A 12,380-nucleotide genomic window follows, 5' to 3' on the forward strand; every position below is an offset into this window, starting at 1 on the left:
TTCTGCCGACGTCTCGTGGACCGGTCGTGGCCGCGCTCGTGGCGGAGACGGTGTTATTCGAGTGCGGTGTGCAGCTGGACGCGGGACGTGGTGCCCAGCTTGGCGTAGATCTTGGCTAGGTGGGCGCCAACCGTCCTGTGCGAGATGTAGAGGCGCTTGCCGATCTCCCTGTTGGTCAGACCCTCGGCGGCCATCTGCGCGATCTGGAACTCCTGTGCGGTGAGGATGTCGCTGGTGGCGGCCTGCCGTTCGCTGCTGCGCTCGCCGGCGGCGCGGAGCTCACCGCGGGCGCGCTCGCCCCACGGTGACGTCCCGAGCGCGTCGAATGTGTCCCGAGCCGCGCGCAGGTGCTGCCTGGAGTCCGTGGCCCGGCGCTGCCTGCGGAGCCATTCGCCGTAGGCGAGCTCCGTGCGCGCCCGCATGAACGGCCGCCGGGTCAGGTCTGCGGCAAGAGCGGCGTGGAAGAGGCCCTCTGCCTCGTCTTGGCCCGCCAGGAGGGCCCTGGCCAGGCGCAGGCCGTCGTGCAGGGACGGCGATGTCGTGGTTTTCGCGGCTGCTTCCATTTGGGCGAGCACGCCGGCCGCGTCGCCGGGACGCTCGCTGCGGCTGGCCGCGTCGGCGATGTCGGCGACTGTGTGGCAGCTCAGGGCCAGCTGATGGGAGGGATCGGTCATGTCGTGCATGCGCAGGAGCCGGGCGAGCGCCTGCGGGTAGTCGCCCTCGCCCAGCGCCGCCAGGGCGCGCGCGTGCTGTGCTGTGGCGAGCACGTTTCGCGCGCTGACCGGCGTGCCGAGCTTCTCTGCCTCGGCTGCCAGCTCGCGGGCCTGGTCGAAGTGGCCGCGCAAGGCGGCGATCTTCGCCTGCGTGGCGAGGATGAGGCCGCGTAGGAACGGCTGGCCGGTCTCGCCGGCGAGCCTGCCCGCCTCTTCGGCGGCGGGTAGGGCCACCGCGAGGTCGGCCAGCTGCGCTGCCGCCCATGACTGCGCCGCGAGCGCGCGGGCCAGGAGCTGCAGGCGGCCTTGATCCCGGAGGCCGGCCAGCGACGCGGCGGACTGCGCGATCGCGACGTCGAAGGTGCCGACGAGCACCGCGACGCTGCCCACGAGCCGAACGGCCTGCGGGTCGAGGACGGCTTGCGCGAGCAGCCGCTCCGAGCGCTCGATGACGACCGCGCCGCGGGCGATTGGGGCCGCGTAACCGAGGATGGCGAGCAGCCGGGCGTCCAGCGGGTCGAGCGGGAGTCGTTCGGCCACGTCGACGATCCGGTCCCTGGCCGCCATGCCGGGCTCGGTCCAGAAGCATCGCAGCGCGGCGCTCCAGAGGATGCGGACCGCGAGGTCGGTGTCTCCGTCGGCTGCGACGGATTGGGCGAGGTCCGCGAGCGCTGTGGCGTCCGTGGCCCGGTCACGCAGGCCGTCGTCGAACGCGGCCCTGATCCAGACCAGGCGGGCGCGCCGCTGGCCCGACAGGTCGAGCTTCGCCGCCTCGTCGAGGAGCCGGCCGACGATTTCCGGGCGGCCGAGCTCGACCGCGCCGTCTGCCGCCCGCAGGAGCCGGTCGGCCCGCTGGTCCGGATCCGGGCTCATCCGCGCGGCCTGCTCGAGGGCGGCGACGACCGTGGCACCACTACCCCGGCGCTGCGCCCGGACCGCGACCGCCTCAAGGGCGGTCGCGATGTCCTCATCCGGCCGCTCGCTCGCAGCCGCCAGGTGCCACGTTCTCCGGTCGGGCTGGTCGGCCAGCACTCCGGCCAGAGCGCGGTGCGCGTCACGGCGCCGGTCCGCATTGGCCAGGTGATGGATGGCGGAGCGGACGAGCGGGTGGTGGAACGTCAGCCGGCTCTCATCGGGACCGATGAGGCGGGCATCGACAGCCGGCCTGAGGTCGGCGACGGTGACGGGCAGCCCTGTGAGGGCATCGGCGGCTGTCAGCGTCTCCGCGAGGTCCGGGCTGTCGTTGATCGCGGCGACCTCCAGGACCGCCCGCGTGGCTGCCGGCAGCGCGGCGAACCGCTGCATGAACGCGCTCTCCAGTCTGGCGGTGAGCGGCAGCCACGGGCTCGTGAGGATGGCGGCGCCGTCCGTGCCGTCCACCGCGGCGGCCAGCTCGATCAGCGCCAGGGGGTTCCCCGCGGCCTCGGCGAGCAGCCGTCGACGCACCGCGCCGGGCAGGTCCGCCGCGGTGGCGTCGAGCAGCGCGGCGGCGTCCTTCGCGGAGAGCGGCGGGATGACCATGTCCGGCAGCTCCGCCTCGTCCAGCCGGGCGGGGATGCCGGTGCGGACCGAGGCAAGCAGCAGGATCGGCTCGGACTCCAGCCGCCGGCCGAGGAACGCCAGCACGTCCGCGGTCGACGGGTCAAGCCAGTGCGCGTCCTCGACGAGGATCAGGACAGGGCAGGCCTCGGCCACCTCGGCGAGCAGGTTCAGGACGGCGAGGGCGACGAGGTAGCCCTCTGGCGCCGTCGCATCGGTCAAGCCGAGCGCCGCCCGCAGGGCTTCCCTCTGCCGGGCCGGCAGCACGCCGAACCGGTCGCGCACCGGCCACAGGAGCTGGTGCAGCCCGCCATAGGGCAGGTGGGCCTCGGATTCCACGCCCACCGTGTTCAGTACGCGCAGGCCGGACGCGCGTGCGACCGCGGCAGCCTCCGCGAGCAGGGCCGTCTTGCCGATACCGGGCTCACCGCGAAGTAAGAGCGCCGCACCGCCCTCGCGTACCGCGTCGATCAGGTCATGTAGCCGGCTGGTCTCCTCGCTGCGTCCGATGAGTCCCACAGATCGAAGGCTAGCGGCTGACCTGGGCGTTCCCGGTGCCGGGTTGGCTACGCCGTCCGCCGGATCGCCAGGGCAGGCGGCCGTCCGATGGTCACTTGACCTATGCCGCCGGGTCCCCGCCGTCGGTAGCGTCGGCGACGTGACGGTTCGGTGCCACGGCCACGTCACCTGCCTGATGTTCGCGGTGTTCTGCGTACAGGTGGTCGAGGAAAGCTGGGGTGGAAGGGGCCATGCTCTACGGGCGCGACGTCGAGCTGCAGCTGTTGTCCGATCTCACTTCCCGCGCTCTGGCTGGGGCAGGTGGTGCCCTGGTGCTGCGGGGAGAGGCCGGCATCGGGAAGACCGCCCTGCTTGGCGAGGCTCGGGACGCGGCGGTCGAGCAGGGCTGGCGCGCCCTGTCAGCGGTCGGCGTGCAGTCGGAGGCGTCGATTCCCTTCGCCGGGCTGCATCAGCTGCTGCGGCCGGTCCTCAGCCGCGCCTCATCACTGATGGCCCGTCAGCGGCAGGCGCTGCTGGCGGCATTCGGGATGGCTGAGGGCGTCGCACCGGAGATGTTCTCGGTCGGACTGGCATCACTGGAGCTGATAAGCGGCCTGGCCGAAGAGTCGCCTGTCATCGTGGTGATCGACGACGCCCAGTGGGTCGACAGGCCGAGCAGTGAGGTCCTCGCCTTCATCGCCAGACGGCTGGACACGGAGCGGGCGGTCATGGTGCTCGCGGTGAGTGAAGGGCATGACACCGTGCTGGACGACGCGGGCCTGCCCGAGCTGCCGCTCGCGGGGCTGGATGACGACGCGGCGACGGCACTTCTCGATGCGCGCGCGCCGGACCTCGACCAGGCCGTTCGCGGCCGCCTTCTGGCCGAGGCCGCCGGCAATCCGCTGGCCTTGGTCGAGCTTGCGGCAGCGCTCAGCGAGGACAGAGGCATCTCGCGGACACTGATGCCGTGGCTGCCGACCACTCGCCGCGTGGAGCGCACGTTCCTCTCCCGTGCCTCGGGGCTGCCGGAATCGGCCAGGACCATTCTGCTGATCGCCGCGGCTGACGACGAAGGCGACCTCGCCGAGATTCTCAGGGCCGCGGAGTTCCTCGACGGGACGGCCCCCTCGGTCGGCTCCCTGGAACCCGCCGTCATGGCGGGGCTGATCGAGCTGGACGGGCATGAAGTGCGCTTCCGGCATTCCCTCGTCCGTTCCGCCGTCTACCAGGCGGCCACCCCGTCGAGACGACTGGCCGCGCACGCGGCGCTGGCGAGGGCGCTGGAAAACCACCAGGAACGCCGGGCATGGCACAGGGCGGCGGCCAGCCCCGGTCCAGACGACGACGTGGCGCTCGACCTCGAAGCAGCCGCCCTCATGGCACTCGACAGGGGAGCTCCGCGTGCCGCAGCCGAGGCACTGCGACGGGCAGCGCTGCTGAGCGACCCGAACACGAACCGGGGTCGCCTCCTGCTGCGTTCCGCGGAGATCAACTTCGACCTCGGCGACGCCGCGGTCGCGCGCCGGCAGCTGGCAGAGGCGAAATCCGCGAAGCTCGAGGAAGGAGAACGGCTTCGCCTCACGCTGTGGATGGAGGCCCTCAACGAGGAGAGCTGGTTCAGTCCGGAGCGGGTTCGGGCCTTCGCCGACGTGGCAGACCAGCTGGCCGGCGCCGAGAGCGACGGCGCCGCGCTCGCGCTCAGGGCATTGTGGCCCCTGTCCATAGGCTGCTGGTACGGCAACCCGGCCCAGGAGACGCGTGACCTTGTCGTCAAGACGGCGCAGCGCCTCCAAAGAAGCGACAGCGACCCCATGGTCCTCTCCATCGCGGCCTGCGCAGACCCGGTGGAAGAGGCGGCGTGGGTCGTCGGCGCGATGGCCGAGATCGTGCCGGAGACGGTGGACGACCCTGCCGAGCAGCACGCGCTGGGAGCCTCGATGACCGCCATATGGGCCTTCGACCTCTCCTGGCCGTTCCTGTGCGCGGCCGTCGACGGCCTTCGCCTGCAAGGTCGCCTCGGACTGCTCGGTGAAGCCCTGGCGTCCCAGGCGTGGGCGGCGATACACCTCGGCAAGCACCGGCTGGCGGCGACCGCGGCGGACGAAGCCAGCCGGTTGTCCCGCGATGCCGGTCGGCCTCGCTGGGCGCTGGTCGCCGACCTGGCCACGGCCACGCTGGCCAGCGAGCGCGGGGACTATGAAACCGCGAACGAGCTCATCCGGGCGACTGAGGCGGAGTTGCTGTCGGTGGGCGCTCAGTCCATTCTCGGCTTCGCCCAGTTTGCCCGGGGACGATATGCCATGGTCAACAACCTGCACGGCGATGCGTTCGAGCAGCTGGCTCGGGTCCTGGACCCGTCCGACATCGCCTATCACCCATTCGTGGGCTACCTGGGGATCGCGGACCTGATCGAGGCGGCGGCTCGCGCCGGCCGTGACGATGAAGCGGAACGCCACTTCGCACAGCTCGACGCCATGGCCGAGAAGACGAGCGCGCCGTACCTGAAGGCCATGGCCGCCTATGCCCACCCTCTTGTCGCTCCCGACGACGAAGCCGAGCCCCTCTTCCAGCGGGCCCTCAAGACCCAGCTGTCGAGCTGGCCGTTCCACAGGGCACGGCTCCTGCTGGCCTACGGCCGGTGGCTGAGGCGCCGGCGCCGCCTCATCGAGGCCCGCCCTCCGCTGCGGGCGGCCATGGAGAGCTTTGACGCGCTGGGCATCAGGGCGTTCGGCGAGGACGCGCGCGTCGAGCTTCGGGCAGCAGGCGAAGCGGTTGCCCGGCCGGCGCCTGACACCCTGGACGGACTCACCCCACAGGAATTGCAGATAGCCAAACTGGCGGCAAGCGGGATGACCAACCGTGAGATCGGGATGCGACTCTTCCTATCTCACCGGACCGTTGGCTATCACCTCCACCGGATCTTCCCGAAGCTCGGCATCACATCCCGCGGCCAGCTGCGCCTGGCCGATCTCGGCGGCGACTAGCCGCGCGCCCATCCGGGCGACGCGGGGCCGGCCCCCGGCGGCCCCGCGTGCCACGTCAAGCGGCTAACGGGTGGCGAAACCGCCGTTGAGGAAGACGGTCTGGCCGTTGAGCCACCATCCGTCAGTCAGTAGGAACCGGACCCACGGAACGACGTCCTCGACCTTTGTGAGCTCGCCATATGGCGTCTGAGCCTTGGAGAAGGCATCCTCGCCGGGCGCGGCCGCGTCCCAGAAGAACGACGTGTCCATGGGGCCGGGAGCGAGGTTGTTGACCGAGACTCGGCGGCCGGCCAGCTCCTTGGACAATGCCCGGGTGAAGTGCTCCACCGGGGCCTTGCTGCCGGCGTACACGGAGTACCGGCCGGTGTAGGCGGCCAGCAGGGATGACACGAAGTTGAGGATCTTGCCGCCATCGTCTATCCGCTTGGCGGTCTCGGCCATGACGAAGAACGCGGCCTTGGCGTTGACGGCGAAGTGAGCGTCGTACTCGTCTTCGGTGACCTCGGTCATCGAGTGGCCCTTCGCAAGCCCCGCCGTGTTCACGGTGGCGTAGAGCGAGCCGTAGCGGCTGATCACCGAGTCGAGCACCCGGCGGATCTCCGCTACCGAGGTCAGATCGGCTTCGATCGCGAAAGCGTCACCTCCCGCCGCGACGCAGGCGGCCACCGTGTCCTCGGCGAGGCCTTCGTCGGAGCGGCTGTGATAGTGGACGGCCACGGCGGCTCCGGCGGCGGCGAGGTCACGTGAAATCGAGCCACCGAGGTTCTTCGCACCACCCGTGACCAGGATGGTCTTCCCCCTCAGAGCATTGTCGGGCATGGGTCTGTCCTTTCGTTCGCGTCGCCTGGAAGGCGTTGGCCATCGTGGGCCTGCCGTGGCCGCGCGGTCTTCTGTCACACGACCTGTCGGCCGGCTCGTCGCCGCGTGAGAACGGGATTGCAAGCGTCGTCGGCCCGCCGTAAGTCAGGTCGGACGCTGCACTCGCGGCCGGCCTGGGCCGCCGGGCGAGGCAGAACATCGTTGCGCTGTCCTGCTGTCGGTCCCCGGATCAGGGATCCGACCGGTCATCTGACGGAAGAAGGCTCAGGCCCGCTCGCAACACGATGCCTGCTTTCGTTCTCCGGACCCGTGGCCGGACCGGTCGTCTGGCGGAAGAGGGCTCGGGCCCGCCCGGAACACGATGAACGCGTCTCGAGCAACCGAACGCGGCAATCGGTCGCCGGGAACCGAACGATATTCGTCCCGCACCGCGGACGAGAGAGAAAGGCAAGCCATGACCGATCAGCAGGAAGTACGCCCGGCACGTGACCGGGTGGCGGTGGTGACCGGAGGTTCTGGCGGCATAGGCCAGGCGATCTGTCAGCGTCTCGCCGACGACGGATGTGCCGTCGTGATCAACTACGCCGGCCGGCCGAGCGAGGCCGAGTCGCTGGCCAAGACGATCACCGGTCGTGGCGGCCGCGCGATCTGTGCGCGAGCCGATGTCGGAGACGAGAACGAGGTCGCGGCGCTGTTCGAGGCGGCCGAGTCGGCCTTCGGCGGTGTCGACGTCGTGGTCAACACAGCCGGCATCATGCTGCTCTCGCCGGTCGCCGAACTGGATCTGGCGGTGCTTGACCGCATGCACCGCATCAACATCCGAGGCACCTTCGTCGTCAGCCGGGAGGCGGCACGCCGGGTCCGGTCCGGCGGTGCGATCGTCAACTTCTCCTCCTCGATGGTCAAGATAGCCCTGCCCACCTACGCGGCCTACGCCGCCAGCAAAGGCGCAGTGGACGCGTTGACCCTGATCCTGGCCAGGGAGTTGCGCGGCCGGGACATCACCGTCAACGCGGTGGCCCCGGGACCGACTGCCACTCCGTTGTTCCTCGACGGAAAGGACCAGGAGGCGATCGGCCGCCTGGCCGCGATGGCGCCCCTGGAACGTCTCGGTGTCCCCGCCGATATCGCCGAGGTCGTGGCGTTCCTGGCCGGGCCGGCCCGCTGGGTCAACGGCCAGGTGCTCTACGCCAACGGCGGTGTCGTCTAAGCCGACCACCCCAACGCAGTGACACCCGCACCCAACCCGAAGGAGCAGACGAATGCCGTCCAAGAAGATCGTGATCGTCACCGGGGCGTCCAGCGGCTTCGGCGCCATGACCGTCCGAGGCCTCGCTGACGCCGGGCATGTCGTGTACGCCGGGATGCGCGACATCGCCGGCCGCAACACCGCCGCGGCCCGCGACGCATCCGAATACTCGGAGACCCGCTCGGTGGACCTGCGTCCCATCGAGATGGACGTATCCAGCCAGGACTCCGTCGACGCCGCTGTCGCCGCCATCATCGCCGAGCACGGCCGGGTCGACGTCGTCGTGCACAACGCGGGGCACATGGTCCTCGGGCCACTCGAGGCGTTCACGCCCGAGCAGCTGGCCGGCGTCTACGACACGAACGCCGTCTCCACCCAGCGGCTCAACCGGGCAGTGCTGCCCCACCTGCGCAGCCAGGGGGACGGGCTGGTGGTCTGGGTCGGTTCCAGCAGCACCAGAGGCGGCACTCCGCCATACCTCGGCCCGTACTTCGCGGCCAAGGCGGCCGAGGACTCCCTCGCCGTCTCCTACGCGGCCGAGCTCGCCCGGTTCGGCATCGACACCGTCATCATCGTCCCCGGCTCGTTCACCACCGGCACGAACCACTTCGCGAACGCCGGCCACCCGGCCAGCCCGGAAGTGGCGGAAGCCTACGAGGGCCTTTACGGCGGCCTGATGGACCAGGTCGCCAGGAAACTCGCCGACCTGGCCCCCGCCGACGCCGATCCGGCGGAGGTGGCGCGGGCCATCGTCCGGGTGGTCGACACACCCAAGGGCCGGCGACCGTTCCGGGTGCACATCGACCCGGCTGACGACGGCGCCGAAACCGTCAACCGGGTCGGCGACCTCGTGCGGCGCGAGTTCTACCGGCGGGTCGAGCTGGAAGACCTGCTCGGCCCCGCGCTGCCGGCCGAATGAACGCGCCGGCCAAGGCCCGCTTCAGCCCGCAGGACAACCACAACGTAGCTGGAAGGACGTTTCGTGTCTCACCATCTCGATACGCCGCTGGCGGCGCAGAACGGCCAGCTGTTCATCGACGACCTGTATGTGTTCCCGGGGGAGGGCAGCACGGTGTTCGTCATGGACGTCAACTCCGATATCACCGGCGTCTACGCGCAGCCGGGCTTCCACCCGGAGGCTCGCTATGAGTTCAAGGTGCATTTCGACGGCGCCGCGTTCGAGGACCTGACCTACCGGCTCTCGTTCGGCGAGCCCGGCCCGGACGGACAGCAGGCGCTGCGGCTGCACGCGCTGACCGGTGCCGACGCGCGGGAGGACTCGGCGGCCGGGGACCTGGTGCTGGAGGGCCGGACCGGGCAGCCGGCCGCCGGGGGCGGCGTACGGGTCTGGGCCGGTCGGGCCGCCGACTCGTTCTACATCGACCTGTCGCTGCTGGCCATCGTCAACGGCGCAGTGGCGAAGGGGATCGCGGCAGACCTGTCGAAGTGGCGGCCTGAGGCCGCGCGGAACAGCTTCGCCGGCACGACGGTGGAGTCGATCGTGCTGGAGGTCCCGCACGCGGACGCGCGGCTGCGGCCCGGTGCCCGGGTGGGGGTGTGGTGCGCCACCAAGCTCGCCACCGACGCCGGCGGCTGGCGGCAGGTCAACCGCGCCGGGTACCCGATGATGTGGCCGATCTTCTGGCCCGGCGACACCGACTTCTCCAACCCCGCCAACACCCGCCATCCGTCACAGGACTTCGCCGCCGACGGCGGGCACATCGCCGGCCTGGTCGCCGCCGTCGCCGGGGCCGCAGGCGCCTCTGACGACCCTCGCGGCTACGGCGAGATCGTGGCCCGCGAGTTGTTCCCCGACGTTCTGCCGTACGTGGTCGGCACGCCCGCGACGTTCGGCTTCGCGGCACGCAACGGGCGGACGATGGCCGACAACGCGCCCGAGGTCATGATGTCCCTCGTCACCGGCACGGCCGTGCCCTCGGGCCTCACGCAGAGCGTGGCCGGCGGGCAGCGCAGCAGCGCCTTCCCCTACGTCATCCCGGCATGACCCGTCGTCCCCCTCGACGACTCCGGGCGGTTTTCCGCCGAGATCGTCAAGAACGGGACCCTGAAGATCTATCCGGCGCCCCGCATGGTCTGGCTGACACCACTGACGGCGTAAGGCGCGTAGCCAGGCGGTCGGAGTCACTGGTTTCGACCGTCAGGGCCCCCGAACCCACGAAACAGATGTGCGGATTCCGGGGGTGCGTTTCGTAGAGGTTCGGCCTCCTTATGTGGTGCCCCTGTACAGGGTGGCGAGGCTCCCGCACATGACATTCGACGAGCCGATCCACAGGATCGTGAAGCGATAGCCGTTGCTTCTCCTGATGACGGCGTCGGCGCAGAAATCGGGACGGATCTCGTCAGGTGCGAGCCCTGTGGTGACCTCGAACGGCAGCCTCCTCAGTAGCCAGCAGACTCCGCTGTCGACCAGCGCGTCCAGGTCCCCGCGGACGACGGCGACCATGCCGATCGACCATGGGGTGTTGTCGTGGTGGTACACCCCGATCGCCAGATGGTCGGTCTCATAGGCGCACTCCGCCGCGTCGTTGACCGCGTTCACCCTGGTGATGAACCGCTCGAGCCCGCCACGGAACTCCTTGAACTCCTGGGAGCGCCCTTCGGGGATGAAACCGAGGGCATCCTCGGCCAGGCCCGCGATGCTGACGCAGGGGTTCTGAGTGATCACACTGACCCCGTCCGCCGATGGGAAAGCGGGGAGTTGGGACCTCGTGATGGGCCCCGGAGCGGGGCAGACCGGGCCCTTGGGTTTCTTGGACGTCTTCGGCTGCTGAACCTGCCCCTTCTCGGTCTCCGCGGCGTTCGAGCCTCCCCCGAAATCCTCGTCCATACATGCTGTGGCGAGAAGGGAAAGCGACAGGAGAACGATCAGAAACCTGTGTGTAACGGAACGACCAGCGGCGAACGCTGAAATGCGAGATCGACGATGCATCGGGCTTCCCTCACCAATGTCTGGTACTCATCCCGGCCTGCTTACCGCCGTCACATCTTCATTCAGATCGACCGGCGGATCGACGTTCCGGTTCGCTCAGCGGACCGCCGTCGGCCTGATCTTCGTTTGGCCGCCAGCCGGCGAGTAACCGTCCGGACCGGGTCAGCGGCCGCGACCCCGATCCTCGTGACCGGCCGGCGGAGGTGAGGGGTGACGCGGGGCCCTCGCAGAGAGGTCCAAGGTCCCTGTCTCACTGATCTACCGGCCGGAGACGCTGTGTGAGCTCAGCGGTGACGCTTTCGATCGCCGCGTCCGGAGCGGATACACAGTGGAGGCAACCATGAGTGCGGGGGACGCGCCGGCCGTACAGCCGGACGCCCGAGCGGCCGGCGGGCGTCCGGCGCTGATGCTGACCTTGGCCACGGTCGGCTTCGCGATCAACTTCTGGGCCTGGGCGCTGCTCAGCCCGCTGGCGCCGAAGTTCAAGGAGGCCCTGCACCTGACCCCCTTCCAGCAGGCGCTGGTGGTGGCGGTGCCGGTGGTGGTCGGGTCGCTCGGCCGTATCCCGGTCGGTGCGCTGACGGACCGGTACGGCGGCCGCGTCATGTTCCCGCTGGTTTCGCTGGCCACCGTCGTGCCGGTGCTCTACCTGGGGCTGGCGGGGCAGACGTCGCTGGCAGGGCTGCTGGCCGGGGGCTTCTTCCTCGGCGTCGGCGGCACGGCCTTCGCGATCGGCGTGCCGTTCGTCAACGCCTGGTTCCCGCCCACGCGGCGCGGGCTGGCCGTGGGCGTGTTCGGCGCGGGCATGGGCGGCACCGCGATCAGCGCGTTGACCACGGTCAAGCTGGCCGACGCGGGCGGCACCGCGACCCCGTTCGCGGTCACCGCCGCCGTGCTCGTCGCGTACGCGGTGGTGGCGGTCCTGCTGCTGCGGGACGCGCCGGGCCGGGTGGTGCCGGCGGAGTCGCTGGCGCACCGGCTTGCGGCCACGCTGCGACTGCGGGTGACCTGGCAGGCTTCGGCGCTGTACGCGGTGGCGTTCGGCGGATATGTGGCGTTCTCGGTCTATCTGCCGGCCTACCTGAAGACCGCGTACGGATTGGCCCAGGCCGACGCCTCCGATCGGATGGCCGGGTTCGTGCTGCTGGCGGTGCTGATGCGCCCGGTCGGCGGATGGCTGTCCGACCGGATCGCACCGACCAGGGTGCTCGCCGGTTCGCTGCTCGTCGTCGTGGCCGGTGCCGCGGTCCAGGCGTTCACGCCCGCGCTTGCGCCCCTCGGCACGGTCGCGTTCCTGTCGATGGCCGCCGCGCTCGGCGCCGGCAGCGGCGCGACGTTCGCGCTGGTGGCGTTGCTCGCCCCGGCGAACAAGGTCGGTTCGGTCACCGGCATCGTGGGCGCCGCGGGCGGCCTCGGCGGCTTCGTGCCGCCACTGCTGATGGGCTTCATCTACGGCCGGTACGGCACCTACGCCCTGGGGTTGGCGCTGCTGGCCCTGGTCGCGCTGGCCGCCCTGCTGCTGGACACCACCGCCGTCGCCCGGACGGCCCGCCGTGCCGTCGGGTCGCGTCTCCTCGTTCCCGAAACGGCTGCCGCCGAGCCCACAGGCCATCGCGGGACTTAAGTCC

General features: G+C 70.5%; 8 protein-coding genes. 5 read left to right on the top strand and 3 right to left on the bottom strand.

Features of this window, described 5'->3' with window-relative positions:
- Positions 1 to 53 precede the first annotated feature (53 nt).
- Positions 54 to 2,771 carry an AAA family ATPase gene (locus HHX35_RS44980; protein WP_182903854.1) on the bottom strand — a complete coding sequence of 906 codons (2,718 nt, stop codon included), beginning with the start codon at positions 2,769 to 2,771 and terminating at the stop codon, positions 54 to 56.
- A gap of 230 nt (positions 2,772 to 3,001) precedes the next feature.
- Here HHX35_RS44980 and HHX35_RS40255 point away from each other — a divergent pair, with 230 nt between their 5' ends.
- Entirely contained in the window at positions 3,002 to 5,734 is a 2,733-nt protein-coding gene (locus HHX35_RS40255; RefSeq protein WP_182903855.1) for a helix-turn-helix transcriptional regulator, read from the top strand.
- 63 nt (positions 5,735 to 5,797) lie between these two features.
- Here the strand turns inward: HHX35_RS40255 and HHX35_RS40260 are convergent, their stop codons facing one another.
- Complete coding sequence (locus tag HHX35_RS40260) at positions 5,798 to 6,553, bottom strand: SDR family oxidoreductase (RefSeq protein ID WP_182903856.1); 756 nt, start codon at positions 6,551 to 6,553, stop codon at positions 5,798 to 5,800.
- A gap of 454 nt (positions 6,554 to 7,007) precedes the next feature.
- Between HHX35_RS40260 and HHX35_RS40265 the strand changes: the two genes are divergently transcribed.
- From HHX35_RS40265 to HHX35_RS40275, 3 genes are all read left to right on the top strand, one after another.
- The gene (locus tag HHX35_RS40265) at positions 7,008 to 7,763 is read left to right on the top strand and encodes an SDR family oxidoreductase (RefSeq protein WP_182903857.1); all 756 of its coding nucleotides are present in this window, start codon (positions 7,008 to 7,010) and stop codon (positions 7,761 to 7,763) included.
- A 52-nt stretch (positions 7,764 to 7,815) separates the two neighbouring features.
- A complete protein-coding gene (locus HHX35_RS40270; RefSeq protein WP_182903858.1) occupies positions 7,816 to 8,721 on the top strand; it encodes an SDR family oxidoreductase in 906 nt (301 codons plus the stop codon).
- A gap of 63 nt (positions 8,722 to 8,784) precedes the next feature.
- Positions 8,785 to 9,807: a DUF4331 family protein gene (locus HHX35_RS40275; RefSeq protein ID WP_182903859.1), complete on the top strand. Its 1,023-nt coding sequence runs from the start codon at positions 8,785 to 8,787 to the stop codon at positions 9,805 to 9,807.
- Between the two features lie 222 nt (positions 9,808 to 10,029).
- On the opposite strand, the gene HHX35_RS40280 is transcribed toward HHX35_RS40275, so the two are convergent.
- A complete protein-coding gene (locus HHX35_RS40280; protein ID WP_182903860.1) occupies positions 10,030 to 10,488 on the bottom strand; it encodes a hypothetical protein in 459 nt (152 codons plus the stop codon).
- A gap of 604 nt (positions 10,489 to 11,092) precedes the next feature.
- Between HHX35_RS40280 and HHX35_RS40285 the strand changes: the two genes are divergently transcribed.
- Positions 11,093 to 12,376, top strand: coding sequence for an MFS transporter (locus HHX35_RS40285; RefSeq protein ID WP_220506458.1), 1,284 nt, complete (start codon positions 11,093 to 11,095; stop codon positions 12,374 to 12,376).
- Positions 12,377 to 12,380: the final 4 nt, after the last annotated feature.

It is taken from the genome of Microbispora sp. H10830, from assembly GCF_014161375.1.
Classification (GTDB): Bacteria; Actinomycetota; Actinomycetes; order Streptosporangiales; family Streptosporangiaceae; genus Microbispora; species Microbispora catharanthi.

Bases quoted from the DNA above. Each gene is read 5' to 3' on its own strand.
- HHX35_RS40255 (WP_182903855.1), top strand. From the start codon at position 3,002: ATGCTCTACGGGCGCGACGTCGAGCTGCAGCTGTTGTCCGATCTCACT.
- HHX35_RS40260 (WP_182903856.1), bottom strand. From the start codon at position 6,553: ATGCCCGACAATGCTCTGAGGGGGAAGACCATCCTGGTCACGGGTGGT.
- HHX35_RS40265 (WP_182903857.1), top strand. From the start codon at position 7,008: ATGACCGATCAGCAGGAAGTACGCCCGGCACGTGACCGGGTGGCGGTG.
- HHX35_RS40270 (WP_182903858.1), top strand. From the start codon at position 7,816: ATGCCGTCCAAGAAGATCGTGATCGTCACCGGGGCGTCCAGCGGCTTC.
- HHX35_RS40285 (WP_220506458.1), top strand. From the start codon at position 11,093: ATGAGTGCGGGGGACGCGCCGGCCGTACAGCCGGACGCCCGAGCGGCC.